The 24,267-nt window shown below is 64.3% G+C and carries 29 protein-coding genes; 19 read left to right on the forward strand and 10 right to left on the reverse strand.

All coding sequences use genetic code 11. The annotated features are described in order from the left end of the window. Positions 1 to 55: 55 nt before the first annotated feature. From HZZ13_RS16265 to HZZ13_RS16275, 3 genes are all read right to left on the reverse strand, one after another. Complete coding sequence (locus tag HZZ13_RS16265; RefSeq protein WP_197960571.1) at positions 56 to 580, reverse strand: A24 family peptidase; 525 nt, start codon at positions 578 to 580, stop codon at positions 56 to 58. A 119-nt stretch (positions 581 to 699) separates the two neighbouring features. Then, the gene (locus HZZ13_RS16270) at positions 700 to 840 is read right to left on the reverse strand and encodes a hypothetical protein (RefSeq protein WP_197960705.1); all 141 of its coding nucleotides are present in this window, start codon (positions 838 to 840) and stop codon (positions 700 to 702) included. A gap of 77 nt (positions 841 to 917) precedes the next feature. Beyond that, entirely contained in the window at positions 918 to 1,082 is a 165-nt protein-coding gene (locus HZZ13_RS16275) for a Flp family type IVb pilin (RefSeq protein WP_197960572.1), read from the reverse strand. Between the two features lie 271 nt (positions 1,083 to 1,353). Here HZZ13_RS16275 and HZZ13_RS16280 point away from each other — a divergent pair, with 271 nt between their 5' ends. The 4 genes from HZZ13_RS16280 to HZZ13_RS16295 all read left to right on the forward strand — a co-directional run bounded on the left by HZZ13_RS16280 (position 1,354) and on the right by HZZ13_RS16295 (position 4,250). Continuing rightward, on the forward strand, positions 1,354 to 2,181 hold the full coding sequence (locus HZZ13_RS16280) for a sterol desaturase family protein (protein ID WP_197960573.1): 828 nt from the start codon (positions 1,354 to 1,356) through the stop codon (positions 2,179 to 2,181). A gap of 151 nt (positions 2,182 to 2,332) precedes the next feature. Then, positions 2,333 to 2,830, forward strand: a complete 498-nt coding sequence (locus HZZ13_RS16285) for a pilus assembly protein N-terminal domain-containing protein (protein WP_197960574.1) — start codon at positions 2,333 to 2,335, stop codon at positions 2,828 to 2,830. A gap of 200 nt (positions 2,831 to 3,030) precedes the next feature. Continuing rightward, positions 3,031 to 3,612: a TadE/TadG family type IV pilus assembly protein gene (locus HZZ13_RS16290; protein ID WP_197960695.1), complete on the forward strand. Its 582-nt coding sequence runs from the start codon at positions 3,031 to 3,033 to the stop codon at positions 3,610 to 3,612. Between the two features lie 23 nt (positions 3,613 to 3,635). Then, entirely contained in the window at positions 3,636 to 4,250 is a 615-nt protein-coding gene (locus tag HZZ13_RS16295; protein ID WP_246504450.1) for a TadE/TadG family type IV pilus assembly protein, read from the forward strand. A 92-nt stretch (positions 4,251 to 4,342) separates the two neighbouring features. On the opposite strand, the gene HZZ13_RS16300 is transcribed toward HZZ13_RS16295, so the two are convergent. The 3 genes from HZZ13_RS16300 to HZZ13_RS16310 form a co-directional block, all read right to left on the reverse strand. After that, positions 4,343 to 4,555, reverse strand: a complete 213-nt coding sequence (locus HZZ13_RS16300) for a cold-shock protein (RefSeq protein WP_027573722.1) — start codon at positions 4,553 to 4,555, stop codon at positions 4,343 to 4,345. Positions 4,556 to 4,812: 257 nt separating this feature from the next. After that, entirely contained in the window at positions 4,813 to 5,100 is a 288-nt protein-coding gene (gene infA, locus HZZ13_RS16305) for a translation initiation factor IF-1 (RefSeq protein ID WP_035998101.1), read from the reverse strand. A gap of 23 nt (positions 5,101 to 5,123) precedes the next feature. Beyond that, positions 5,124 to 6,722: a DEAD/DEAH box helicase gene (locus HZZ13_RS16310; protein ID WP_197960576.1), complete on the reverse strand. Its 1,599-nt coding sequence runs from the start codon at positions 6,720 to 6,722 to the stop codon at positions 5,124 to 5,126. A gap of 480 nt (positions 6,723 to 7,202) precedes the next feature. On the opposite strand from HZZ13_RS16310, the gene urtA reads away from it, so the two are divergent. The 15 genes from urtA (at position 7,203) to HZZ13_RS16385 (ending at position 21,314) form a co-directional block, all read left to right on the forward strand. Beyond that, a complete protein-coding gene (urtA, locus tag HZZ13_RS16315) occupies positions 7,203 to 8,525 on the forward strand; it encodes an urea ABC transporter substrate-binding protein (RefSeq protein WP_197960577.1) in 1,323 nt (440 codons plus the stop codon). 84 nt (positions 8,526 to 8,609) lie between these two features. Then, a complete protein-coding gene (gene urtB, locus HZZ13_RS16320; RefSeq protein WP_197960578.1) occupies positions 8,610 to 10,217 on the forward strand; it encodes an urea ABC transporter permease subunit UrtB in 1,608 nt (535 codons plus the stop codon). Then, on the forward strand, positions 10,214 to 11,383 hold the full coding sequence (gene urtC / locus HZZ13_RS16325; protein WP_197960579.1) for an urea ABC transporter permease subunit UrtC: 1,170 nt from the start codon (positions 10,214 to 10,216) through the stop codon (positions 11,381 to 11,383). The genes urtB and urtC overlap by 4 nt, the downstream gene beginning before the upstream one ends. A 6-nt stretch (positions 11,384 to 11,389) precedes the next feature. Next, positions 11,390 to 12,151 (forward strand): urea ABC transporter ATP-binding protein UrtD, encoded by a 762-nt coding sequence (gene urtD, locus HZZ13_RS16330; protein ID WP_080134998.1) that lies wholly within the window; start codon positions 11,390 to 11,392, stop codon positions 12,149 to 12,151. Between the two features lie 103 nt (positions 12,152 to 12,254). Further along, the gene (urtE, locus tag HZZ13_RS16335) at positions 12,255 to 12,950 is read left to right on the forward strand and encodes an urea ABC transporter ATP-binding subunit UrtE (protein WP_197960580.1); all 696 of its coding nucleotides are present in this window, start codon (positions 12,255 to 12,257) and stop codon (positions 12,948 to 12,950) included. Positions 12,951 to 12,987: 37 nt separating this feature from the next. Next, a complete protein-coding gene (locus HZZ13_RS16340; protein WP_197960581.1) occupies positions 12,988 to 13,818 on the forward strand; it encodes an urease accessory protein UreD in 831 nt (276 codons plus the stop codon). A 38-nt stretch (positions 13,819 to 13,856) separates the two neighbouring features. Then, complete coding sequence (locus tag HZZ13_RS16345; protein ID WP_027553946.1) at positions 13,857 to 14,159, forward strand: urease subunit gamma; 303 nt, start codon at positions 13,857 to 13,859, stop codon at positions 14,157 to 14,159. 115 nt (positions 14,160 to 14,274) lie between these two features. After that, the gene (locus HZZ13_RS16350; RefSeq protein ID WP_026202067.1) at positions 14,275 to 14,580 is read left to right on the forward strand and encodes an urease subunit beta; all 306 of its coding nucleotides are present in this window, start codon (positions 14,275 to 14,277) and stop codon (positions 14,578 to 14,580) included. Between the two features lie 57 nt (positions 14,581 to 14,637). Next, on the forward strand, positions 14,638 to 15,177 hold the full coding sequence (locus HZZ13_RS16355) for an HD domain-containing protein (protein WP_197960582.1): 540 nt from the start codon (positions 14,638 to 14,640) through the stop codon (positions 15,175 to 15,177). Between the two features lie 34 nt (positions 15,178 to 15,211). Beyond that, positions 15,212 to 16,927, forward strand: a complete 1,716-nt coding sequence (ureC, locus tag HZZ13_RS16360) for an urease subunit alpha (RefSeq protein WP_197960583.1) — start codon at positions 15,212 to 15,214, stop codon at positions 16,925 to 16,927. 129 nt (positions 16,928 to 17,056) lie between these two features. Next, complete coding sequence (locus HZZ13_RS16365) at positions 17,057 to 17,356, forward strand: putative quinol monooxygenase (protein ID WP_035998129.1); 300 nt, start codon at positions 17,057 to 17,059, stop codon at positions 17,354 to 17,356. 13 nt (positions 17,357 to 17,369) lie between these two features. Continuing rightward, entirely contained in the window at positions 17,370 to 17,981 is a 612-nt protein-coding gene (gene ureE / locus HZZ13_RS16370) for an urease accessory protein UreE (RefSeq protein WP_197960584.1), read from the forward strand. Next, positions 17,962 to 18,690, forward strand: coding sequence for an urease accessory protein UreF (locus HZZ13_RS16375; RefSeq protein ID WP_197960696.1), 729 nt, complete (start codon positions 17,962 to 17,964; stop codon positions 18,688 to 18,690). The genes ureE and HZZ13_RS16375 overlap by 20 nt, the downstream gene beginning before the upstream one ends. 39 nt (positions 18,691 to 18,729) lie before the next feature. Then, positions 18,730 to 19,353 carry an urease accessory protein UreG gene (ureG, locus tag HZZ13_RS16380; protein WP_197960585.1) on the forward strand — a complete coding sequence of 208 codons (624 nt, stop codon included), beginning with the start codon at positions 18,730 to 18,732 and terminating at the stop codon, positions 19,351 to 19,353. 299 nt (positions 19,354 to 19,652) lie between these two features. Next, complete coding sequence (locus tag HZZ13_RS16385) at positions 19,653 to 21,314, forward strand: CHASE domain-containing protein (RefSeq protein WP_197960586.1); 1,662 nt, start codon at positions 19,653 to 19,655, stop codon at positions 21,312 to 21,314. On the opposite strand, the gene HZZ13_RS16390 is transcribed toward HZZ13_RS16385, so the two are convergent. From HZZ13_RS16390 to HZZ13_RS16405, 4 genes are all read right to left on the reverse strand, one after another. Further along, positions 21,311 to 21,955 carry a TetR/AcrR family transcriptional regulator gene (locus HZZ13_RS16390; protein WP_210349359.1) on the reverse strand — a complete coding sequence of 215 codons (645 nt, stop codon included), beginning with the start codon at positions 21,953 to 21,955 and terminating at the stop codon, positions 21,311 to 21,313. The genes HZZ13_RS16385 and HZZ13_RS16390 overlap by 4 nt on opposite strands. 56 nt (positions 21,956 to 22,011) lie before the next feature. Then, positions 22,012 to 23,154, reverse strand: a complete 1,143-nt coding sequence (locus tag HZZ13_RS16395) for an OpgC domain-containing protein (protein WP_197960588.1) — start codon at positions 23,152 to 23,154, stop codon at positions 22,012 to 22,014. 174 nt (positions 23,155 to 23,328) lie between these two features. Beyond that, positions 23,329 to 23,784, reverse strand: coding sequence for a hypothetical protein (locus tag HZZ13_RS16400; protein WP_197960589.1), 456 nt, complete (start codon positions 23,782 to 23,784; stop codon positions 23,329 to 23,331). A gap of 86 nt (positions 23,785 to 23,870) precedes the next feature. Continuing rightward, complete coding sequence (locus HZZ13_RS16405; RefSeq protein ID WP_197960590.1) at positions 23,871 to 24,242, reverse strand: ElaB/YgaM/YqjD family protein; 372 nt, start codon at positions 24,240 to 24,242, stop codon at positions 23,871 to 23,873. Between the last annotated feature and the right edge of the window lie 25 nt (positions 24,243 to 24,267).

Raw genomic sequence — 24,267 nt, forward strand, 5'->3', positions numbered from 1 at the left:
GCATGGTTAATGAGGCGTATCTAAATCGCCTTAACGCCGGGTTTACCCGGGCCGTTCAGCGCAATGCGAGGTGAGCGAGGTCGATCGCCTTCACCCATTCGGTCTCCGGGTAGACCATCAGCGCGCTCAGCGCGAGCGCGATGCCGTAGGGAATGCCGCTCTCCTTGGCGTGCAGCCGTGCGAGCCAGGCCTGTCCTGCCAGCCCATAAGGCAGCGGCCATTGCCGGAACTGCAGCAGCAGAAGCGTCAGCGCGCCGCCGAACAGCGAGGCGTAGAGCAGGAAGTTCATCAGGTGTGGGAAGCCGAACCAGAGCGCGACGGAGGCAGCGACCTTGGCGTCGCCGCCGCCCACCCAGCCCATGGCGAAACAGGTGAAGGCCACGGCCAGGACAAGCGCACCGGCGCCGACATGACTGAGCATCTCGTAAGGTGCCATGCCACCGGCGAGGGCGAGCGCGAAGAAGCCTGCCACCAGCGCCAGCGACACGCGGTTCGAGATCGTCATCGTGAAGAGATCGCTCGCGGCGGCGAACGCCATCAGGGCCGGGAAGAGCAGAAGGCGCGCAAGGTCGAGGATCATGGGCTGCGTCTTGAGGCCTGGGTTTGTCGCGGAGCTGCTTCGAGCGATGCTAGCGCGCGATGCTAAACAAACCGACAACGGCGGCACGGGCGCGCGGCCCTCGGCCACCGAACGCGCTTTCACCAGAAGCTGGCAATGCGTGCGGCGAGCGCGACCGTCGCAACCAGCAGCGCAAGGCAGATCCAATAGACCGGCGAGCCAGCCTGCGCCGCTTCCGCCTCGCGCGCCGCGACCGCGGCATCGGTTCTGAACTTGTGCAACGCCACTGGAACTCGCCGTCTTCAGAAAAACAAACGCCCCGGAGGTCCGGGGCTTTTGCCGTCCTTCGTGGACCCGCTTACTTCAGCGACGTGCTGATCGAGGTGAACTTGGCGTTCAGCGTGGTGCCGAGATTGTTGACGACGGTGATGATGGCCAGCGCGATGCCGGCGGCGATCAGGCCGTATTCGATGGCGGTGGCGCCGGATTCATCCTTCGCGAAACGCGCAATCAAGCTCTTCATGAACAAAACTCCGTCTGGGTGGGGACCGCCTCGTTCGGCGCTGTCGTTGACGCGACGACCATGAGAGCCGAGCTCTTTCGGGGGAGTTAATTCGATCGGGTAAACCCGGCTCCGGCGCGATGCTTTTGCCCAGAGTGAATTTCGCCTTAAGATGGCCTCTGCAATTCGTTCCGGTTCCGGATGCGTCGCCAACGCGGCACCTGCTTCACCCTCCCTTAAATTTCGCGGCGTAGGCGTAAGGCTACAGCGGAATTCGCGGAGAGAGGCGACGATGTCGAGCCTGCCCATGCAAGTCGCCTTGATGCTCGGCGAGACGATCGTGAAGGTGATCCCGGTCACCTTCGTGCTCGCGGCGGTGTTCACCGTGCTGGAGCATTTCTGGGCCTGCAATCCCGGCGCGCCGTGGTGGCGCAAGCGGGAGATCGTCACCGACATCTGCTACTGGTTTTTCGTCCCGGTGTTCGCCCGCACCATGCGGATCGGGCTGCTGGTCGTCGGCGCCAGCGTCGTCTTCAACATTCACGACGCCGACGAGCTCATCGCCTTCTACGACAACGGCCACGGTCCGCTGGCGCAGCTGCCGCTGTGGCTGCAGGCCCTGCTGTTCCTGGTGCTGTCCGATTTCATGCTGTACTGGCTGCACCGGCTTTTCCACGACGGCGGCTTCTGGAAGTATCACGCCGTCCATCATTCGTCGGAGGAGATCGGCTGGATCTCCGCGGCGCGCTTCCATCCAGTCAATCTCTTGCTCGGGACGATCAGCGTCGACGTCGTGCTGCTGATGGCCGGCATCTCCCCGAACGTCATGGTCTGGCTCGGCCCGTTCACCACCTTCCACTCGGCCTTCGTGCACGCCAACCTGAACTGGACCTTTGGACCGTTCAAATACGTGCTGGCAACGCCGGTCTTCCATCGTTGGCACCACACCTCGCTCGAAGAGGGCGGCGACACCAATTTCGCCGGAACGTTCCCGATCTGGGACGTGCTGTTCGGCACCTTCCGCATGCCGGAGGGCAGGCTGCCGCAGGATTACGGCAAGGACGAAGCGGCCATGCCGAAGGGGATCGGCGGCCAGCTCGCCTATCCGTTCCGGCATTAGGGGGGGCGGGCCCGCAAATGTCCGTCCGTTCAAACAATACTCGGCGAGTTTGCGGAACGTTCACGAATTAAAGGCAGGTTAGCCGGGTCGGGCACCGGCTCCGCTGTATTCGGTTGCTTCTGCCGGTTTGTGACGTCCCGGGGGTTGGAGTATGCGTAAAGAAATGCTGCGCCGTCATGTGCGCGTCTGTGTTCTGGTTGCCGCTGCGGTGCTGGCATCGCCGGCCGCTGGCCTCGCCGAACCCGCCGCCGATACCATCGCCGTCAATGTCGACCAGGCCAAGCTGGTGCGGCTGCCCGGCAAGGTGGCGACCATCGTGGTCGGCAATCCCCTGATCGCGGACGTCACGCTCCAGCCGGGCGGCATGATCGTCGTGACCGGAAAGGGCTACGGGGCCACCAACTTCATCGCGCTCGACCGCGGCGGCGAGATTCTGGTGGACCGCCAGATCCAGGTCGAAGGTCCGAGCGACCGGCTCGTCACCGTCTATCGCGGGGTCGAGCGGGAGTCCTACAGCTGCGTGCCGCTTTGCCAGCGCCGCGTGACGCTCGGCGACAGCGACGCCTATTTCAACAACGCGATGAGCCAGGCCGGTACGCTGAGCAGCAGCGCCAGCGGCGGTGCCGGCGCGGCCGCCAAGCCGAACTAGCCGGCCGGCGGGCCTCGATCCTGCCAAGCCGCTCGCCGAATCGAGGGCGGCATCTCTTTGCACGCCGCGCTTCCGGGCGTGCGTGGTTAACGCACTCTAAACGGCGCGGTCCGCCGGAGGCGGATCGTCTGAAACACTTAGACAATCAGTTTCCGCTATTGAACGGGCAGATGATCGCCGGTTGCTGGGAATTTGACGAGATGCCGCCGCCTGCACCTATGAGGTTCACGCTCAGGAAAGCGCTGCTCCGGTTTCGCGGCAACCGCCGCGGCTCCGCAGCCGTCGAGTTTGCGCTGGTCGCACCGATGTTCTTCGCGCTGCTGTTCGCGATCATCGAGACGGCGCTCATGTTCTTCTCGAGCCAGGTGCTCGAGACCATCGCGCAGGACTCCGCGCGCGCGATTCTAACCGGCCAGGCTCAGGCACAGGGCGGCTCGGTGGCGGCCTGCCAGACCGTGCCCAACGCTGTCTCTGCCTGCGATCAGACGACGTTCAAGGCCTTTGTGTGCAGCAAGATCCCGGCGCTGTTCGATTGCAGCAAGCTTTACGTCGACGTTGTCAGCACCAGCTCTTTCGGGACGCTCAGCCTCACCAACTTCGGCAATTCCTGCACCTTCAATCCCTCCGGCATGCAGTACAGTGCCGGAACCTCCGGTCAGGTCGTCGTGGTGCGCCTGTTCTATCAGTGGCCGCTCATCGTCACCGGCCTCGGCTACAACATGGGATGCAACAACAAGCGGCTGATGGTGGCGACGGTGGCGTTCAAGAACGAACCTTTCTGAGTCAGATGAATCTGGGCGGACCGATGCGGGCGATTGCGAACATCTGGTGGAATGCACGCTGCTCCGTGCGCGGCTTCGTCGCCGACACGCGCGCGCTGGCGGCGACCGAATTCGCGGTCATCGTACCGCTGATGCTGGTGATGTTCTTCGGCACCGTCGAATTTTCGTCCGCCGTGGCGATCGACCGCAAAATCACGTTGATCGCGCGGACATTGTCCGATTTGACGTCGCAGTCGACCTCGCTCGACGATGCCTCCATGAAGGATACGTTCACGGCAAGCATCTCCGTCGTCATGCCTTACGACGCTGCGCTCGTGAAGGGCACGATCTCCCAGATCTACATCGACGCCAACAGCGTCGCCAAGGTCCAGTGGAGCAAGGCCGGCACGATTGCGAGCGGCGCGACGCAAGCCACGCTGGCGACCTCGGCTCGGAACGCCGGCGACATTGTCACCACGATGATCCCTCCGGCACTCCTGATTCCGTCGAGTTATCTCATCCTGAGCGAAGCCAACTACACTTACACGCCGACCATCGGCTACGTGTTGAAGTCGAGCGTAACCCTGAGCGATCTCTCCTACACGCGGCCGCGTCAGGTCATCTGCGTGCCCTACAACGGCGTGCCGTCGACGTGTTGAGATTTGTCACCCGTTCCTGAAATGAAAAAGGCCGTGCGTAACGCACGGCCTTTTGCTTTGGCTCGCGCCGATCGGGCCGGCGCCCGGCGAGCTCAGCTCGCAGCGCGCAGGTTGTCCGCCGCGGACTTGCCGGAACGGCGGTCGGCCACGATCTCGTAGGAGATCTTCTGGCCCTCGCGGAGCGAGCCGAGGCCGGCGCGCTCGACGGCGCTGATGTGAACGAACACGTCCTGGCCGCCATCGTCGGGCTGAATGAAGCCATAGCCCTTGGTTGCGTTAAACCACTTCACGGTTCCCATGCTCACGGGGGTAGTCCCTTCTCAGATAACACTATGTCGGAGCCCGCTGGCGCGGGCAGGGTTAGATCGAATTTCTGGAAGGGTCGTCAGCGTGTCTGAACCGGCTGTACCGGTGGATGCCAATGTCGTCCGGCCGAAAATCGATTAATTCATTTTATCGGAAGCAAGGGTCCGAAACAATCCGGACGCGCACGATTTTTTGATCCGCCGTGATGCAACGGCGGGTCAACACAGATCGGAATTCGAACCGGCGCCGCTGCCGGCTAGCGGCGGCGGAACTGGCCGCCGCGCTGTCCGGGACGGGGCGGTCCGCCCGGCGTGCTGGGACGCTCGTCCTTGTGGCGGAAAATCAGCCGGCCCTTCTCGAGGTCATAGGGCGACATCTCCACCGTCACGCGGTCGCCCGCGAGCGTCTTGATGCGGTTCTTCTTCATCTTGCCGGCCGTATAGGCAACGATCTCGTGTCCGGCGTCGAGCTGCACGCGGTAGCGGGCATCGGGGAGGATTTCGGTGACCAGTCCTTCGAACTGGATCAGCTCTTCCTTAGCCATGAATGTCTCCAGGTCGTGGACGGCTAGTGCGAATGAGGTTTGCGGTTCGGTTGGCTGTTTGGCCGACTCTGGCGGCGCAAAAAGGCAACGCCTTGTATCCCATCAGGGGTCCCGGCGCTATGCGCGGAACGCTGTTCCGGACGATCGACAGGCGATGAATGCATCTTACCACCGGAGCGGCGGCGGCGAGAACCCTTGGAGGCATTCTGTCCAAAGCCGGGCCGTCCGTCGGCATGCCTGCCGTCCGCGTGCCTTGCCTCCGCGTGCCGTCCCTCACCATGCCTTCCGTCGCCTGGCTTGCCGGCACTGTGGTGGCGTCCGTCGGCATGCCGTTCGTCGGCGCGACGTCCGTCACCGTGCCGTGCGCCTTGCGGGCGCTGGCCGGGGCGACCGCCCGGCCGGCCCTGTCGTTGCTGCGACGGAGCGGGGCCGGGATCGCGGCGGCCGGCGTCGGTGCGGTGGTCCTCCCGCGGCAGGGCGACGCGAATCAGCCGCTCGATGTCGCGGAGATAGCTGAGCTCCTCGCCGCCCGCGACCAGCGAGATCGCGGTGCCGTCGGCCCCGGCACGCGCGGTGCGGCCGATGCGGTGGACGTAGGTTTCCGGCACGTTCGGCAGGTCGAAGTTGATGACGTGACTGATGCCGTCGACGTCGATGCCGCGGGCGGCGATGTCGGTGGCGACCAGGGTGCGGATCTCGCCCGACCGGAACTGGGCGAGCGTGCGCTCGCGATGGTTCTGCGACTTGTTGCCGTGGATGGCGTTGGCGGCGATGCCGGCCTTGGCCAGCGTCTTCACCACCTTGTCGGCACCGTGCTTGGTGCGGGTGAAGACCAGCGCGCGGTTGATCGCCTCGTCCTGCAGCAGCTTGGTCAGGAAGGCGGGCTTGGCCGCGAAGTCGACCTGCAGGATGCGCTGGTTGATCCGCTCGGCGGTCGAGGACACCGGCGTCACCGCGACGCGGGCGGGGTCGCGCAGCATGGAATCGGCGAGTTCGGCGATGTCCTTCGGCATGGTGGCCGAGAAGAACAGCGTCTGCCGCTTGATCGGCAGCTTGGCGACGATTTTGCGGATGTCGTTGATGAAGCCCATGTCGAGCATGCGGTCGGCTTCGTCGAGCACGAGGAACTCGACGCTTGAGAGCCTCAAGCCGTTGCTCTGCACGAGGTCGAGCAGGCGGCCGGGGGTGGCGACCAGCACGTCGACGCCCGGCATCAGCGCGCGGACCTGGCGGCCCATCGGCACGCCCCCGATCGCAAGCGTTGAGGACAGGCGGATGTGGCGGCCGTAGGCGTTGAAGCTGTCGAGGATCTGCCCCGAAAGCTCGCGGGTCGGCGACAGCACCAGCACACGGGCGGTCTTGGGCTGCGGCTTGATGCGGTTCTCGAGCAGACGATGCAGGATCGGCAGCGCGAAGGACGCGGTCTTGCCGGTCCCGGTCTGGGCAATGCCGACGACGTCGCGACCGGTCAGTGCCAACGGGATGGTCTGGGCCTGGATCGGAGTGGGGGTGACGTAATTCTCTTCACGAAGAGCGCGTGCGATGGGTTCGGCGAGGCCGAAGTCCTGAAACGAAGTCAAAAGAGGGGTTCTTTCCATGTCAAAAGCGAACGCCCGGCGCATCAGCGCGGCGCGCGCAAAAGGGTGTCGAGAAGACACCTGCGTGTTTGGGGTGTCGGCTGGCTTGGGTGAGATGGGGCAAGCCAGAGGCCCGTAGAGGGCTTAAGAACACGCGGCTCGCAACGACCCCTTGATTCGCAAGAGGTCTCGGACACTCATATGGAACATCGAGGAGGCGTTTTCAAGGCTGGTACGCCTTAAACGGCGCGTGCGGTGCAAAAATACTGCTGCCAGAAATTTAGCCAGAATTGGCGATTTGCTTAGAAATTAGTCTGATTGCCGCTTTCGCATACATTTATATTGCCTATGATTTAGGCCGTCAGTCTGCGGCGAAACTCTGATTTCTGCCGATTAAGTACGTAAATTCAACAAGTTGATGGGTGTCGAGCCCATGGCATGGTTCTTGCGATTCCGTTAATCGCAGGCGGCCGTGGGGCCGTTTCGCAGCGTTTTTCACGTCTGCGTCAGGGAGATGAGGCACTCATGTTTAACAAATCCACTCACGATATAGCGGCGTCATTTAGCCGCCGCGGCGTGCTCGCTGCGACCGCCGGACTGATGCTCGGTCTGGCTTCATTGACCGGCGCGAAGGCCGCGGACGGCACCATCAAGGTCGGTGTGCTCCACTCCCTGTCCGGCACCATGGCGATCAGCGAAACCACGCTGAAGGACACCATCCTCTTCCTGATCGACGAGCAGAACAAGAAGGGCGGCGTGCTCGGCAAGAAGCTGGAAGCCGTCGTCGTCGACCCCGCTTCGAACTGGCCGCTGTTCGCCGAAAAGGCGCGCGAGCTGATCACCAAGGACAAGGTCTCGGTCGTATTCGGCTGCTGGACCTCGGTGTCGCGCAAGTCGGTGCTCCCCGTTTTCAAAGAGCTGAACAGCATCCTGTTCTATCCCGTGCAGTATGAGGGTGAGGAGAGCGAGCGCAATGTGTTCTACACGGGTGCTGCGCCGAACCAGCAGGCGATCCCCGCCGTCGACTATCTGATGAAGGAAGAGAAGGTGAAGCGCTGGGTGCTCGCGGGCACCGACTACGTCTATCCGCGCACCACCAACAAAATCCTGGAAGCCTATCTGAAGTCCAAGGGTGTCGCCCAGGAAGACATCATGATCAACTACACGCCGTTCGGTCACTCCGACTGGCAGACGATCGTGGCCGACATCAAGAAGTTCGGCTCGGCCGGCAAGAAGACCGCGGTGGTCTCGACCATCAATGGTGATGCCAACGTTCCCTTCTACAAGGAGCTCGGCAACCAGGGCATCAAGGCGAAGGACATCCCGGTGGTGGCGTTCTCGGTGGGTGAGGAAGAGCTCGCCGGCATCGACACCAAGCCGCTGGTCGGTCACCTCGCCGCCTGGAACTACTTCCAGTCGATCAAGTCGCCGGAGAACGAGAAGTTCATCAAGGCGTGGCAGGCCTACACCAAGAATCCGAAGCGCGTCACCAACGATCCGATGGAAGCGCACGTGATCGGCTTCGACATGTGGGTCAAGGCGGTCGAGAAGGTGAAGTCGACCGATCCCGACAAGGTGATCGACGCTCTCCCGGGCATCGAAGCCAAGAACCTGACCGGCGGCACCTCCAAGATGCTCCCGAACCACCACATCACCAAGCCGGTGTTCATCGGCGAGATCAAGGCCAACGGCCAGTTCGACGTGGTCTGGAAGACCCCGAGCCTCGTCCCGGGCGACGCCTGGTCGAAGGAGCTCGACGGCTCCAAGGACCTGATCGGCGACTGGGTCGGCAAGAAGTGCGGCAACTTCAACACCAAGACCAACAAGTGCCTCGGCTCGGGCTCCTGATCCCGATCTGACGCTCCATAGCAAGACCGGAGAGGGCGGCGATCCCGCCGCCTTCTCCACTCATTTCTGCCGGGGTCATTCACAGTGCCAGCCCATTTGTCCGCGCGTCTTTGCTCGCTTGTGCTCTCGCTGTTCCTGATTGCGTTTGCGCTGCCGGCCTTCGCCGGTCCGTTCGAGGATGCCGTCGCCAAATTCGCCAATGATGATTTTTCCGACACCGAAGAGGCGATCGGTGTGATCGCGGGCAGCGGCAGCAAGCTGGCTTTCCCGATCATCAATGCGCTCCAGGACGGCCGCCTCATGGCCGATCCCGACAGCAAGAAGGTCTACGTCACCGGTACCGACGGCAAGTCGATCGACGCTGCGACCGGCGAGGCCGTCGCCAGCGTTCCCGACACTGCGAGCGCGGTTCGCCTCAACAACCGCCTCCGCCGCAGCGTCGATGCCGCGCTCGGCAGCCTGACGCTGCAGTCGCCGGATCTGGGAACGCGCCTGCAGGCCGCGCAGTCCGTCTTCAAGTCGCACGAGGAGACCGCGCTCGAGGCGGTCGATTCCGCGCTTGCCAAAGAAGCCAACAAATCGGTCAAGGCAGCGCTCGCTGAGGCCCGCGCCGCGATCCTGCTGTTCAAGTCCGACGCCACCGAGGTCGAGAAGCTCGAAGCGGTCGCGACCCTCAAGGCGCGGGGCGACCAGGATGCGCTGGCGCTGCTCACCGGCATGGGCGATCAGCCGGCCTCGGTCACCAAGGCCGCCGCGAGCGCAATCGGCTCGATCCAGAATTCGCTCGCGGTCTGGTCGATGGTGCAGAATGCCTGGTACGGCCTCTCGCTCGGCTCGGTGCTGCTGCTCGCCGCGATCGGGCTCGCCATCACCTTCGGCGTGATGGGCGTCATCAACATGGCGCATGGCGAGATGGTGATGATCGGGGCCTACACCACCTTCGTGGTGCAGGAGGTGATCCGCACCCGCTACCCCGGCCTGTTCGACTATTCGCTCTTGATCGCCGTGCCGCTCGCCTTCCTCGTCGCAGGTGCAATCGGCGTGCTGATCGAGCGCAGCATCATCCGCTTCCTCTACGGCCGCCCGCTCGAAACGCTGCTCGCGACCTGGGGCCTGTCGCTGGTGCTGCAGCAGGCGGTGCGCACGATGTTCGGCCCGACCAACCGCGAGGTCGGCAACCCCTCCTGGATGAGCGGCGCGTTCGAGCTCGGCCAGATCACCATCACCTATAACCGGCTCTGGATACTTCTCTTCACGCTCGCCGTATTCGCGATTTTGCTCGCAATGCTGCGGTACACCGCGCTGGGCCTCGAAATGCGTGCGGTGACGCAGAACCGCCGCATGGCGGCCTCGATGGGCATCGCCACCTCGCGCGTCGACGCGCTCACATTTGGCCTCGGCTCGGGCATTGCCGGCATCGCCGGCGTGGCGCTGTCGCAGATCGACAATGTCAGCCCCAATCTCGGCCAGAGCTATATCATCGACAGTTTCATGGTCGTGGTGTTCGGCGGCGTGGGCAATCTCTGGGGCACCCTGGTCGGCGCCTTCACGCTCGGCATCGCCAACAAGTTCCTGGAGCCGGTCGCCGGCGCCGTGCTCGGCAAGATCGCCATCCTGGTTCTCATCATCCTGTTCATTCAAAAGCGGCCGCGCGGCCTGTTCGCGCTCAAGGGCCGTGCGGTGGAAGCATGACCCCTCACATGCTGACGCGATCGCTGGACCGCGGCGCGACGATCTTCCTGCTGGTGGTCGCCGCGCTGGGCGTGCTGATCCCGCTGTCCAACCTGCTGCTGCCTGCCGGCTCGTTCCTGCAGGTGCCGACCTATCTCGTCGCGCTCTGGGGCAAGTATGCCTGCTACGCCATCCTGGCGCTCGCGATCGACCTGATCTGGGGCTATTGCGGCATCCTCTCGCTCGGCCACGGCGCCTTCTTCGCGCTCGGCGGCTACGCCATGGGCATGTACCTGATGCGGCAGATCGGCACCCGCGGCGTCTACGGCAATCCGATCCTGCCCGACTTCATGGTGTTCCTGAACTGGCAGAAGCTGCCCTGGTACTGGTACGGCTTCGACATGTTCTGGTTCGCCGCGCTGATGGTGCTGGTCGTGCCCGGCCTGCTCGCCTTCTGCTTCGGCTGGCTCGCCTTCCGCTCCCGCGTCACCGGCGTGTATCTGTCGATCATCACGCAGGCGATGACCTATGCTTTGCTGCTCGCCTTCTTCCGCAACGACTTCGGTTTTGGCGGCAATAACGGCCTGACCGACTTCAAGGACATCCTGGGCTTCAACGTGCAGGCGGAGGGGACGCGTGCGGCGCTGTTCGCGCTGAGCTGCCTGGCGCTGATCGTCGGTTTCCTGATCTGCCGCGCCATCGTCTCCTCCAAGCTCGGCAAGGTCTTGATCGCGGTACGTGACGCGGAATCGCGCACGCGCTTCCTCGGCTACCGCGTCGAATCCTACAAGCTGTTCGTGTTCACGGTGTCGGCCTGCATGGCCGGCGTCGCCGGTGCGCTCTACGTGCCGCAGGTCGGCATCATCAACCCGAGCGAATTCGCGCCGGGCAATTCGATCGAGGCGGTGATCTGGGTCGCGGTCGGCGGCCGCGGCACGCTGGTCGGCGCCGCGCTCGGCGCCGTCGTCGTCAACTACGCCAAGACGTTCTTCACCTCGGGCGTGCTGGCGCCGTACTGGCTGTTCATGCTCGGCGCCCTGTTCATCCTGGTGACGCTGCTGCTGCCCAAGGGCATCGTCGGCACCTTCAACGCCTGGTGGGATCAGTCGAACGAAAAACGCACCTCTGCGACCATGGCGAGCGCCGCGGCCGAAGACGGCGTCACCGAACCCAAGTTGGCGGAGTAAGCGGTCATGAACGTCATGGACACCCGCGCGACCTCCGCGATGCTCTATCTGGACGGCGTGCACGTCTCGTTCGACGGCTTCCACGCCATCAACAATCTGTCGCTGACGCTCGAGCCCGGCGAGATGCGCGCCATCATCGGCCCGAACGGCGCCGGCAAGACCACGATGATGGACATCATCACCGGCAAGACCAAGCCGGATGAAGGCACCGTGCTGTTCGACGGCGTCACCGACCTGACGCGCCTCGACGAGACCCGCATCGCCGAGCTCGGCATCGGCCGCAAATTCCAGAAGCCGACGGTGTTCGAGAGCCAGACCGTGCAGGACAACCTCCTGCTGGCGCTCAATGTCGACCACTCGGTCCGCGGCACGCTGTTCTGGCGCGGCAGCAGGGCGGAGTCCGAACGCATTGACAAGGTGCTGGAGACGATCCGTCTCACCGAGGCCCGCAATCGTCTTGCCGGCAGCCTCAGCCACGGCCAGAAGCAGTGGCTGGAGATTGGCATGCTGCTGGCGCAGGATCCGAAACTGCTGCTGGTCGACGAACCCGTCGCGGGAATGACCGACGTCGAGACGCATCTGACCGCCGAGCTGCTGAAGGAAATCAACAAGACCCACACCGTCATGGTGGTCGAGCACGACATGACCTTCGTGCGCGAGCTCGGCGTCAAGGTCACCTGCCTGCACGAAGGCACGGTGCTCGCGGAAGGGACCATCGACCAGGTCTCGTCCAACGAGCGGGTCATTGAAGTGTACCTGGGTAGATAGCTGGGAAGCGCGAATGGCGAATAGGGTGTAGCAAATAGGGAAAGATGGCTCAGTCATCTCCGTTCGCTACTCGCCACTCGCCATTCGCCAAGAGGCACCGAAGATGCTGGAAGTGAAAGATATCAATCTCTATTATGGTGCTGCCCAAGCGCTGCGCGGCGTCTCGATCTCGGCCGAGCCCGGCAAGGTGACCTGCGTGCTCGGGCGCAACGGCGTCGGCAAGACCTCGCTCCTACGCGCCATGGTCGGACAATATCCGATCTCCTCGGGCGCGATCGTGTTCGACGGCAGCGATATCACCGGCCTCAAGCCATACGAGCGGGCGCGCAAGGGCATCGGCTTCGTGCCGCAGGGCCGCGAGATCTTTCCGCTGCTGACGGTCGAGGAGAACCTCAAGACCGGCTTCGGTCCGCTCAAGCGCGAGGATAAGCACATTCCCGACGACGTGTTCTCGCTGTTTCCGGTGCTGCAATCCATGCTCGGCCGGCGCGGCGGCGACCTCTCCGGCGGCCAGCAACAGCAGCTCGCGATCGGCCGCGCGCTGGTGATGCGGCCGAAGCTGCTGCTGCTCGACGAGCCGACCGAAGGCATCCAGCCCTCGATCATCAAGGACATCGGCCGCGCCATCTCTTACTTGCGCAACCTCGGCAACATCGCCATCGTGCTGGTCGAACAATATCTCGACTTTGCCTGCGAACTCGGCGACAGTTTCGCGGTGATGGATCGCGGCGCGGTGAAGTTCACCTGCGACCGCTCCAATCTCGATCCGGGCGAGATCAGCCGCCAGATGGCGCTGTAGGCCGGAAAGACCTGCCGCGACCGGCTGGGGGAGACGGATGCGCAGCGAAGTGTCGGCCACGTCCACACTGTTCGAGGCCAACCGCGCCCGTGGCGCGGTGCGCTTCGACGTGCATGCGCGCGACGGCGTGACGCGTCGCGGCGCCTTGCATGAATCGGGTTCGCTCCGCGTCCGCTTTCCCTCGCCGGAAGATCAGGGTCTGTCCGGCGTGTTCGTGAACACGGCCGGCGGAGTTGCTGGTGGTGACCGCTTTGATGTCGAGATAGCGGCGGCGGATGGAGCGCGGCTGACGCTGACCACAGCGGCCGCCGAAAAGGTCTATCGCACGCCCGGAGCGGCAGCGCAGCTCAACATCGGCCTGAAGGTCGGCGCGGGTGCGCATCTTGCCTGGCTGCCCCAGGAGACGATTCTGTTCGACCGTGCCCGCGTGCAGCGCCGCTTCGACATCGACCTCGACGAGGCGGCCTCGCTCCTGCTCTGCGAGATCGTGGTGTTCGGCCGCACCGCCATGGGCGAGCGCATGGAGCAGGGCGAGTTTGTCGACCGCTGGCGGCTGCGGCGTGGCGGCCGGCTGGTGTTCGCCGAGACGGTCCGGCTCGACGGCGATATTGGTGCCAAGCTTGCACGGTCCGCGGTCGCTCAAGGTGGTGCGGCGATCGGCACAGCCGTGATCGTGCCCGGCGATGAGGCCCTGGTTGAGCGCATCCGGGAGGCGTCGGACTCGTTTTCCGGCGAGGTCGGAATCTCCGCCTGGAATGGCTTTGCAATGGCGCGGTTCTGTGCCCAAGATGCGGCGCGCTTGCGCGCCGACATGATGACGGTGCTGGCGCGCACTGGTGCGGCCCTGCCGCGGCTTTGGCTGAACTAGACTGGTTGAATTGACGTGTTGAACGGAAGAGATGTCGCATGAACCTGTCTCCCCGCGAAAAGGACAAGCTTTTGATTTCGATGGCGGCGATCGTGGCCCGCCGCCGGCTGGACCGCGGGGTCAAGCTCAACCATCCCGAGGCAGTCGCAATCATCTCCGACTTCATCCTCGAGGGCGCCCGCGACGGCCGCACCGTCGCCGAGCTGATGCAGTCAGGCGCGCAAGTGCTGACCCGCGACCAGGTGATGCCTGGTATCCCCGAGATGATCCACGACATCCAGGTCGAGGCGACCTTTCCTGACGGCACCAAGCTCGTCACCGTGCACGAGCCGATCCGGTAGTTTGAATTGGTCATTCCGGGGCGCCCGCAGGGCGAACCCGGAATCCAGAGATTGTTGGTCGAGATTCCGGGTTCAGCCCTGCGGGCTGCCCCGGAATGACAGAGGAAAGCAAAACATGATCCCCGGCGAACTCTTCATCCAGGACGGCGAGATCGAGCTCAATGCCGGCCGCAAGACCGTGACGCTGACGGTGGCCAATACCGGCGACCGGCCGATCCAGGTCGGCTCGCACTATCATTTCTTCGAGACCAACCCCGCGCTGAAGTTCGACCGCAAGAAGGCGCGCGGCATGCGCCTCGACATCGCCGCCGGCACCGCCGTCCGCTTCGAGCCCGGCCAGACCCGCGACGTCCAGCTCGTCGCCATGGCGGGCAAGAAGACCATCTACGGTTTCCGCGGCGATGTGATGGGGAAGCTGTGACCTCCGCAGGAACGAGCACGGGGCGGCGCGGTTGAGGCGGAAACGGAGGTATTTCCCATGCTCTCGCCGATCCGCCTCATCTCTGAAGCTGCCGAGTTCGCCGCCCGGCGCCATAACGGCATGGCGCGCAAGGGCCGCGGCAAGGAGCCCTATATCAATCATCTCGCCGAGGTCGCGAACCTGCTCGCGACCGCGACCGACGGTGTTGACGCCGAGCTCGTTGCGGCCGGCTGGCTGCACGACACGATCGAGGACACCGACACCACCCGCGAGGAGCTCGCGCAGAGATTTTCCGAGCGCATCGCCTCGCTCGTTTCCGAGTGCACCGACGACATGAGCTTGCCGAAGGCAAAACGGCGGCAGAAGCAGATCGAGGACGCACCCCACAAATCGCGGGGCGCCAAGCTGATCAAGATCGCCGACAAGATCAGCAATATTGGTGCGCGCATTCAAACCGATCCGAGCGCCGGGGAGCGCGAGGAACTCGCCGACTATATCGGCTGGGCAACGCAGGTCGTCGACGGCTGCCGCGGCGGCAATGCGTGGCTCGATACGAAATTCGACGATGCCGAGAAAGCAGCAAGGGCCTTGCTGTGACCAACCAGACATTCAATCGCAAACGGGGCTTGTGATGTCCGTCAAGATGAAGCGTTCCGTCTATGCCGACATGTTCGGCCCGACCACCGGCGACAAGGTTAGGCTGGCCGACACCGACCTCATCATCGAGGTCGAGAAGGATTTCACCACCTATGGCGAGGAGGTGAAGTTCGGCGGCGGCAAGGTGATCCGCGACGGCATGGGGCAGTCGCAGGTCACCAACAAGCAGGGCGCGGCGGACACGGTCATCACCAATGCGCTGATCGTCGATCATTGGGGCATCGTGAAGGCCGACGTCGCCATCAAGGACGGCATGATCTCCGCGATCGGCAAGGCCGGCAATCCCGACATCCAGCCTGGTGTCAACATCGTCATCGGCCCCGGCACCGACGTGATCGCAGGTGAGGGCAAGATCCTCACCGCCGGCGGCTTCGACAGCCACATCCATTTCATCTGTCCGCAGCAGATCGAGCACGCGCTGATGTCAGGCGTCACCTCGATGCTGGGTGGCGGCACCGGCCCGTCGCACGGCACCTTCGCGACCACCTGTACGCCGGGGCCCTGGCACATCGCGCGGATGATCCAGTCGTTCGACGCCTTCCCGGTCAATCTCGGCATTTCCGGCAAGGGCAATGCTTCGCGTCCCGCCGCGTTGGTCGAGATGATCAAGGCCGGCGCCTGCGCGCTGAAGCTGCACGAGGACTGGGGCACCACGCCGGCCGCGATCGACAATTGTCTGTCGGTGGCCGACGATCACGACATCCAGGTGATGATCCACACCGATACGCTGAACGAATCCGGCTTCGTCGAGGACACGATCAAGGCCTTCAAGGGCCGCACCATCCACGCCTTCCACACCGAAGGCGCCGGCGGCGGCCATGCACCCGACATCATCAAGGTCGCCGGGCTGAAGAACGTGCTGCCGTCGTCGACCAACCCGACGCGCCCCTTCACCCGCAACACCATCGACGAGCATCTGGACATGCTGATGGTGTGTCACCATCTCGATCCCTCGATCGCGGAAGACCTGGCGTTCGCCGAAAGCCGCATCCGCAAGGAGACCATCGCGGCCGAAGACATCCTGCACGACCTCGGCGCGCTCTCGATGATGTCCTCGGACTCGCAGGCCATGGGCCGCCTCGGCGAGGTCATCATCCGGACCTGGCAGACCGCCGACAAGATGAAGAAGCAGCGCGGAGCGTTGCCGCAGGACAAGGGCAACGACAACGATAATTTCCGCGTCAAGCGCTACATCGCCAAATACACCATCAACCCCGCGATCGCGCATGGCGTGTCGAAGCTGATCGGCTCGGTGGAGAAGGGCAAGCTCGCCGATCTCGTGCTGTGGTCGCCGGCCTTCTTCGGCGTCAAGCCGGACTGCATCGTCAAGGGCGGCACCATCGTCGCGGCGCCCATGGGCGATCCCAACGCCTCGATCCCGACGCCGCAGCCGGTGCACTACCAGCCGATGTTCGGCGCGTTCGGCAAGGCGCGTACGGCATCCTCGGTGGTGTTCACCTCCAAGGCCGCGGTCACCGGCGGCCTCGCGCGCAAGCTCGGCGTCGAGAAGAAGCTCTATGCGGTCCAGAACACCCGCGGCAAGATCTCCAAGAAGAGCATGATCCATAACGACGCGACGCCCGATATCGAGGTCGATCCGGAGACCTATGAAGTGCGCGCCGATGGCGAACTCCTGACCTGCGCTCCGGCGGAGGTGCTGCCGATGGCGCAGCGATATTTCATGTACTGAAATAGCGCCTCGACGCACGTCCCCGGCGGTGTCCGGGGATGGCTTTTTGCGGTTTTGCGTTCGGTCCCGCCTGGTCTAATGTCCCGCGCGGTATCGTAACCCTCAGAAGAAAAGCCGGGAGGATTTCTCGTGATCTACGTCGTTGCCACCTTGACCATCAAGCCCGAGACGCGCGCCGAATTCATTGCAGCCGCCACCGCCTGCATCAAGGAGACGCGGAAGGAGCCCGGCAACATCGCCTATGACCTGCATGAGAGCGTCACCGACCCTGCCAAGATGGTGTTCGTCGAGCAGTGGGAGAATATGGAGGCGCTGGGGCCGCATCGCGCTGCCGAGCACATGAAGACGTTCGGCCGCGTTGCGGTGAAATGCTTCACCGCGCCGCCGAAGATCGAATACATCACGCCCGAGAAGGTCGAGACACGGTAGAGAGGTAAGACGCATGATCCGGGCGACGCAGGTCAGAGGACAGCACCGCTTCACGGAAGCACCCGTGGACACGGTCGTGCTCGATTTCGACGATCGGCACCGGCGTCGCATGGCGATGACGGGGACGCGTGGTCTCGAATTTCTGCTCGACCTGGAGCATGCCGTCGCGCTGCGCGGCGGCGATGCGCTGGTACTGGAGGACGGAAGGCTGATCGAGGTGGTCGCGGCGCCCGAGCCGCTGCTCGAAATCCGCGGCCGCGATCCGCACCATCTCGTCCGCGTCGCCTGGCATCTCGGCAACCGTCATCTGCCGACACAGATCTTGGCCAAGGCCCTGCGCATCCGCCGCGATCACGTCATCGAAGCCATGGTGAAGGGCCTCGGCGCGCGTGTGATCGAGATCGAGGCGCCGTTCGATCCCGAAGGCGGCGCCTACGCCGATGCCGGCCACGCGCATGGACACGACCATGCGCATCACGATCACGGCCATCATCACCGTGACCATGGCCACGACCATGATCATGCCGCGCACGACCATGGTCACGACCACCACCATCACCACGACGAACATTGCGACCATCCCGATCACCACCACGGCCACACGCATGCTCATGACCACAAATGAGCCGGTCGGCGCCGGTGATCTTGCCGAGGGCGAGGCGGCGGCGCTGTACCGACTGATGACCTGGATGTCGCCTGCGTTCCCGGTCGGCGGTTTCTCCTATTCCAGCGGCATCGAATGGGCGGTCGAGGCGGGCGACATCATCGACACAGCGACGCTGGCGGATTGGCTCGATGCGATGCTCGGCGACGGCTCCGGCTTCTGTGACGCGACGTTTCTGGTCCACGCCTATCGCGCCGCGGAATCGGGCGAGACTGACGCTTTGAACGAGATCGCCGAGCTCGCGAGCGCCTTCGTGCCGTCGCGCGAGCGGCAGCTGGAGACGACCTCGCAGGGCCGCGCCTTCATCGACATCGCCCGCGCCGCGTGGGATGCCGACGGACTGGAAGCCACGGTCGCGGCATGCAGCGCGCCACTGGTCTATCCGGTCGCGGTCGGTGTGGTGGCCGCGATGCACGCCGTGCCGCTGGCGCCGACACTGCACGCCTTCCTGCATGCGCTGGTCTCGAACTGGATTTCTGCGGCCAGCCGGCTCATTCCGCTCGGCCAGACCGATAGCCAGCGTGTGCTGGTGAGGCTGGAGGCCGCCGTCGCCGCCACCGCCAATCGCGCGCTGAAGGCGACCTTGGACGATCTCGGCAGCGCAACGTTCCGCGCCGATCTCGCGAGCTTGCGCCACGAGACGCAGTATACCAGGTTGTTTCGGTCGTGAGCAGTGCGGCGGCCAACCCATCAGGAGAGAACGAGTCACATGGCGAAATCTCACGGTCCCTTGCGTGTCGGCGTCGGAGGTCCGGTCGGATCGGGCAAGACCGCGCTCATGGACCTGCTCTGCAAGACCATGCGCGAGCGCTATGACATTGCGGCGATCACCAACGACATCTACACCAAATGGGATGCGGAGTTCCTGGTGCGTTCGGGATCGCTGACGCCGGATCGCATTGCCGGTGTCGAGACCGGCGGCTGTCCGCACACGGCGATCCGCGAGGATGCCTCGATGAACCTCGCTGCAATCGCGGACATGCGCGCCAAGTTTCCCGGACTTGACCTCGTGCTGATCGAATCCGGCGGCGACAATCTTGCTGCCACTTTTTCCCCGGAGCTGGCTGACCTCACCATCTATGTCATCGACGTCGCCGCCGGAGACAAGATCCCGTCCAAGGGCGGCCCCGGCATCACCCGGTCCGACCTCCTGGTCATCAACAAGACCGACCTAGCGCCCCATGTCGGCGCCTCCCTGGAGAAGATGGAGACGGACGCCAGGCGCATGCGCGGCGAGCGGCCCTTCGTCATGACCAACCTCAAGAAAAGCGAGGGGCTCGACCGAATCGTCGGCTTCATCGAGGCCAAAGGTGGCCTGAAACGGGCGGGCTGACCGGACGCGACCAGCTGGCGCAGGCGTTTTTTTGCCGTTAACGCTAGGGCCGCGCCGCAAGCCGCGGAACAAATTTCCGACACGGCGATTAACTACCTCCGGCGCCCGGGGCGAATTCATCCCGGCCACGCCATCGGCCGGCGGATTAAGCTTTTCAGGCGACCCAAGTTGCGTACTGATGCCTCCTCCTTCATTATCTCCGCCACTGGGGTTTACCCTGCTTCGGCCTATGGCCGTTCGAGCGGCGTTCATGTGCTCCGTGTTCATTGCCGACCTCCTGCTTTCGCCTGAGTAATCGCGTGGTCAGGCTGGGTTTCATCATCGGCTTCATCGCTCTGCTCGGGGCCTTGCTCTCGGGGCTTGCGGCTTATCGCGTCCACGACCAGGAGCTGGCGCTGGACCGGATCGCGCTCGCGCGTGCGATCGACGTGCATGCGAGCCTGGTTCAGGACCGCCTGACCGAGCGGGAGCTGCTCGCGCGTGTCGCCTCAGGCCTGTTCCGCGCGCCGTCGGTGATCAAGCCGAACATGCTGGAGCCGCTGCGCTCGGCGATCTACGCCTTCAAGACCGACTTCGTGGTGGCCGGCTGGGTCGCCCGGCTGAAGCCGAACGAGCTTGTGGCGGCGCAGGCCGCCATCGCCGGCGCCGGCTTCCCGAATCCGCAGATCCGCTCGTATGACGACAAGCCGATCAATCCTGCCGACGTCGCCCAGCCGATCGACGTGCTGTTGGATCTCGAGCCGCGCAGCAACGAGACCAGGACGTTGCCCGGCCGCAGCTACGATCAGGATCCGGTTCGCAGCGCGATGCTGACGCGGGCGCGCGCCGAAAAGAGGTCGGTTGCCTCGGACCCAGTGCCGTTGATCCGCGGCAACGGCGCGATCGGCATCATCGTGGCTGCGCCCGTCATTCCCGAGGGAGCGACGGAGCCGGCCGGCTTCGTCACATTTTCCTACGAGCTCGCCTCCCTGATGCTGGCCAATGACGACATGTCGCTGTTCGCCGTGGCACTCAGGGATCCGCGCAAGGACGGCGGCGAGCTGATCGCCAACGATCAGGGCGTGGTCTCGACGCGGATGGCGGCGGCGGACGGGCCGGCGCCGTCCGCGACGCGCACGGTGAGCTTCGGCGGCCGCGATTGGCAGCTCGGCTATTACGCGAAGACCAATTCGGTGCGCCGCGCCGAGCAGACCGCCATCATCGTGGCGGCGATCGGCTTTGCCATTACCGCAATGGTGTGCGGCCTGTTCGGTTACGTCGCCTACAACAATCTGCGGCTCAGCCGGGAGATCCAGGTCAGGATCGGCTTCGAGCGGCGGCTGACCGCGGTCATCGACGAGCTCAACCACCGCGTCAAGAACATCCTCGCAGTGATCCAGTCGATCGTGACGCGCACCTTGCGCCACGGCGCGGACATCGACATCGCGCGCGAGCTCCTGATCGGGCGCATCCATGCCATGTCCAACGTGGTCTCGCTGCTCAGCGAGAGCCAGTGGCAGGGCGTCAAGCTGAAAGGCCTGTTCGAGGCGCGCGCGATTCCGCATGCCGATCGCATCGCGGTCACCGGCCCCGACATCGCGGTCAGCGCGCGTGCGGCGCAGAGCCTCTCGCTGCTGTTCTTCGAGCTCGCCTCGCATTCCGACGAGGGCCTGTCGTTGGTCGGCAAGCACCCGCACATCACCGCCAACTGGACGGTGACGGGCGAAGACGGCGCCGAAGTCTTCCATTTCCGCTGGGAGGAGTTCAACACCAGCGAGGCAACGCGCCGGCCCGATTCCGATTTCGGCCTGATCCTGCTCGACCGCGTCGCGCCCGAGGCGCTGGGGGGAATCGCCAAGCGCTTCTTCACCGACGTCTCCTACGTCTATGAATTGACCGCGCCGATGGAGACGGTGGTCGACATGACCGAGCGCGACCGCACGGACAAGATCTCGGCGCCGGTCAGGCCGGTGCGGAGCTAGCCCTTCGGCCGCAACACCAGATCGACGAGGCTGCGCGCGTAGCCAGGTGTGATCGGCGCGATGCCGAAGATGTAGCGGTAGAACAGGCTGCCATAGATCGCGTCGTAGAGATTCTCAGGGGGGCTCTCGGCCTGGATGCTGCCGTCCTTCTGCCCCGCGGCAATCATGTCCACCAGCGCGTCGCGGCGGAATTGTAAGTAGCGGGCGTAGAACAGCTCGGCCGAGCCGGTCTTGGAGATGCATTCGGAGATGACGGCGAGCTGGACCTTGCCGAACTCGCCCTGGAGCGCCTCGGCATAAGCGGCGGCATGACGCCGCGCGCGCGCCGCGGGCGAGCCGGCGCTCGCGGGCGGCAGCGGCAGCATTTTCGCGGCATGGTGGAGGAAGGCGTCGATCAGCAGCGCTTCCCGCGATGGCCACCATTTGTAGATCGTCATCTTGGAGACGCTGGAGTGGCGTGCGATCGCATCGATGGTGGTGGCGGCAAGGCCGGTGGTCGCCATCAGCGCATAGGCGCTTTCGAGGATGGCATTGGTGGTCTCGATCGACCTTGGCCGGCCGCGCCGGGGCGCGCTCTCCGCCTCTTCACGCCCGTCTTTCACTATCGCCACGCCCGGTCTCCTCACGCAGGGTTCCGGCATAGCGCAGGGGCGGCTTTCGGCCCAGCAGAATCGCACGATCCTTGGCCGGAGCGACTCTAGGCCTGCTGCCGCAGGGCTGCCGGCAGATCCTGCCGTCTCGACCAGGCGATGTAGTAGGCGAGCCCGGTCATCGCGGCGAAGCCGGTGATGCTCACCGCCACCTGCATCACCACCAGGTTCGGCCCGGTGATCAGGATGAGGTGGCCGGCGAAGGACAGGAACACGGCGACACAGAATACCGCGAGCCATTCCTCACCGCATGCGATCACCGCTTGCAGCGGTCTCCATCTCAGGCCGGGGTGATCCGCCGGAATGAGATGGGTTGCAAGGAACGCGAGAGCGAGGAAGTGGACCACGCGATAGGGCGCGAGGTTTTCCTTGTCGGTTGGGGTGATGCTGTTGAGGAGGAGATCCGGCAGGTAAGCGGACAGCGTCGGCGACTGGCGCATCAGGGTGACGGCCATCGCGAAGAGCAGATAGGCGCCAGCGAGGATCCGCAGCCAGGACGCGCCGCGAAGCGCACGCCCCGGCGCGCCCGTTACGGCGAACCAGCCGCCCAGCACCATCAGCAGCTGCCAGCACAGCGGATTGAAGGTCCATTCCCCGTCCGGATAGATCCGAAAATTCCAGCCGAACCAGCGCGCAGCGAGATACAGCGCGACCGATGCCGCCAGCGTCAGGTTCGGCCCCCGCAACAGGCCCCACAGCGCGAGCGGAAAGAACACCATCAGCGGGATCATCAGCTGCAGCAGGTCGAGGTTCAGCGGCTCTTCCTGGAGCACGAGACCGCGGACGAGGATGCGCAGCGGGTGCTCGAGAATTCCGGAGATGTTGTATTCGTGGATGATCTCCGGCGCCATCGATTGCGAAGCGACATAGGCGATGGCGTCGATATAGATCACGAACAGCACGACATAGGCGGCATAGAGCCGCCAGACCCGGCGGAAGATGCGCGTCGCCGCGACCACGTAGCCGCGTTCCAACGCCATCCTGCCATGGATGATGGCAACGCCGTAGCCGACCACGAACACGAACAGGTCCGCCGCGCCGCTGAAGCCGAAATTGCGCAGCGTCAGCAGGTTGACGACGTTGTTGGGAATATGGTCGACGAATATGGACCAATTGGCGATGCCGAGCGTCAGATAGAGCCTGGCGTCGTGCTGGAATGCGGCGAGGTTCGCCTTGACGGACGGTTTCATTGAGTAAAATAGCTTTGGGAATCAGGATATGGTTCTAGCGGCAACCGCCTGCCCGTCCGAGTAGCGTTTTCGTGAGCAGGGAAGAATCGCGCCAAACGGCGTCAAATGCGCCGCCTTGCGCTAGGAAATGCAGATCGATGCGTGCGCAGTAATTATATTGCCTACCTCGGACGTTTACTCGGCAGGTTCGGCCGACACCTCGTCGGACATGCCGGCGCGGCTCGCCAGGATGCCGAGGGCGACGCCCCCGATGGCCAGGATCGGCAACAGCCGCTTGACGCCGATGGCGCGAACGATCTGTAGCCCGGTGGCGAGGAGCATCGGATCTGCCAGCATGCTCTGCGCGGCCGATTTCGCGGCGCGCTCGGCCGCGATCCGGGCGCGCTTCTGCACCTCGCGCTTGTAGCCCCAATAGGAGCCTGCCGCGGCCAGGGTCAGCAGGAAGAAGATGCCGGCACCGGCAAGACAAGCCTGCACCGGGCCATATTTCTGCAGGACCGAGATGAAGATTGCGGCACAGAGGAAGCCTGTGGTCACGAGCAGAGCGAAGGCAGCGCCCGCGGCGAGGGAGGTCAGCCGAACCGCCGTGCCGGTGGATGCGCTGATGCCGTCGATGATGCGCTGAAACATGGCCTTGCTCCTCAATCCCCGCCAGCCGAATCTCACGAGCCGCGGCGGCGGCGAGCCGCCGCCGTATCAAACGGGCCTCGGCATCCTTAGCGACGCCAGGCGGCGCCGATCAGGAAACCGATGCCGAGTGCCAGAGCGACGGTCGCCAGCGGCCGCTGCGTGATCGCCTCTTCCAGCGTCTCCTCGATCGAGCCGTAGGCGTCTTGTGCAGCTTCCATCATCGCGCTGCCGCGCTCGGACATGTCGTCCATGGCGGAGTCCATGTTCTCGCGCGCCTGGCGATAGCCGCGGCGAGCCTGCTTGCTGGTGGAATTGGCGAAAGTATTGAGCGCGTCGGTGATCTGATCGGTGAGGGTGGCGATATCGCTTTTCACGGCTGCTACATCCTTTTCGAGGCGGTCTCGGGTGGCTTTGTCGGTCCAGTCTCTCGTCCCGGCTTCGGCATTGGTCGTGGACATCGGGAGCTCCGAACTGTTGACGGCT

It is taken from the genome of Bradyrhizobium agreste (genome assembly GCF_016031625.1).
Classification (GTDB): Bacteria; Pseudomonadota; Alphaproteobacteria; order Rhizobiales; family Xanthobacteraceae; genus Bradyrhizobium; species Bradyrhizobium agreste.

Excerpts from the sequence above, each read along its gene's own strand:
- HZZ13_RS16265 (WP_197960571.1), bottom strand. The coding sequence starts at position 580 with ATGATCCTCGACCTTGCGCGCCTTCTGCTCTTCCCGGCCCTGATGGCG.
- HZZ13_RS16275 (WP_197960572.1), bottom strand. The coding sequence starts at position 1,082 with ATGAAGAGCTTGATTGCGCGTTTCGCGAAGGATGAATCCGGCGCCACC.
- HZZ13_RS16280 (WP_197960573.1), top strand. The coding sequence starts at position 1,354 with ATGTCGAGCCTGCCCATGCAAGTCGCCTTGATGCTCGGCGAGACGATC.
- HZZ13_RS16285 (WP_197960574.1), top strand. The coding sequence starts at position 2,333 with ATGCGTAAAGAAATGCTGCGCCGTCATGTGCGCGTCTGTGTTCTGGTT.
- HZZ13_RS16290 (WP_197960695.1), top strand. The coding sequence starts at position 3,031 with ATGCCGCCGCCTGCACCTATGAGGTTCACGCTCAGGAAAGCGCTGCTC.
- HZZ13_RS16295 (WP_246504450.1), top strand. The coding sequence starts at position 3,636 with ATGCGGGCGATTGCGAACATCTGGTGGAATGCACGCTGCTCCGTGCGC.
- infA (WP_035998101.1), bottom strand. The coding sequence starts at position 5,100 with ATGGCTAAGGAAGAGCTGATCCAGTTCGAAGGACTGGTCACCGAAATC.
- HZZ13_RS16310 (WP_197960576.1), bottom strand. The coding sequence starts at position 6,722 with ATGCGCCGGGCGTTCGCTTTTGACATGGAAAGAACCCCTCTTTTGACT.
- urtA (WP_197960577.1), top strand. The coding sequence starts at position 7,203 with ATGTTTAACAAATCCACTCACGATATAGCGGCGTCATTTAGCCGCCGC.
- urtC (WP_197960579.1), top strand. The coding sequence starts at position 10,214 with ATGACCCCTCACATGCTGACGCGATCGCTGGACCGCGGCGCGACGATC.
- urtD (WP_080134998.1), top strand. The coding sequence starts at position 11,390 with ATGAACGTCATGGACACCCGCGCGACCTCCGCGATGCTCTATCTGGAC.
- urtE (WP_197960580.1), top strand. The coding sequence starts at position 12,255 with ATGCTGGAAGTGAAAGATATCAATCTCTATTATGGTGCTGCCCAAGCG.
- HZZ13_RS16340 (WP_197960581.1), top strand. The coding sequence starts at position 12,988 with ATGCGCAGCGAAGTGTCGGCCACGTCCACACTGTTCGAGGCCAACCGC.
- HZZ13_RS16345 (WP_027553946.1), top strand. The coding sequence starts at position 13,857 with ATGAACCTGTCTCCCCGCGAAAAGGACAAGCTTTTGATTTCGATGGCG.
- HZZ13_RS16350 (WP_026202067.1), top strand. The coding sequence starts at position 14,275 with ATGATCCCCGGCGAACTCTTCATCCAGGACGGCGAGATCGAGCTCAAT.
- HZZ13_RS16355 (WP_197960582.1), top strand. The coding sequence starts at position 14,638 with ATGCTCTCGCCGATCCGCCTCATCTCTGAAGCTGCCGAGTTCGCCGCC.
- ureC (WP_197960583.1), top strand. The coding sequence starts at position 15,212 with ATGTCCGTCAAGATGAAGCGTTCCGTCTATGCCGACATGTTCGGCCCG.
- ureE (WP_197960584.1), top strand. The coding sequence starts at position 17,370 with ATGATCCGGGCGACGCAGGTCAGAGGACAGCACCGCTTCACGGAAGCA.
- HZZ13_RS16375 (WP_197960696.1), top strand. The coding sequence starts at position 17,962 with ATGCTCATGACCACAAATGAGCCGGTCGGCGCCGGTGATCTTGCCGAG.
- ureG (WP_197960585.1), top strand. The coding sequence starts at position 18,730 with ATGGCGAAATCTCACGGTCCCTTGCGTGTCGGCGTCGGAGGTCCGGTC.
- HZZ13_RS16390 (WP_210349359.1), bottom strand. The coding sequence starts at position 21,955 with ATGCCGGAACCCTGCGTGAGGAGACCGGGCGTGGCGATAGTGAAAGAC.
- HZZ13_RS16395 (WP_197960588.1), bottom strand. The coding sequence starts at position 23,154 with ATGAAACCGTCCGTCAAGGCGAACCTCGCCGCATTCCAGCACGACGCC.
- HZZ13_RS16400 (WP_197960589.1), bottom strand. The coding sequence starts at position 23,784 with ATGTTTCAGCGCATCATCGACGGCATCAGCGCATCCACCGGCACGGCG.
- HZZ13_RS16405 (WP_197960590.1), bottom strand. The coding sequence starts at position 24,242 with ATGTCCACGACCAATGCCGAAGCCGGGACGAGAGACTGGACCGACAAA.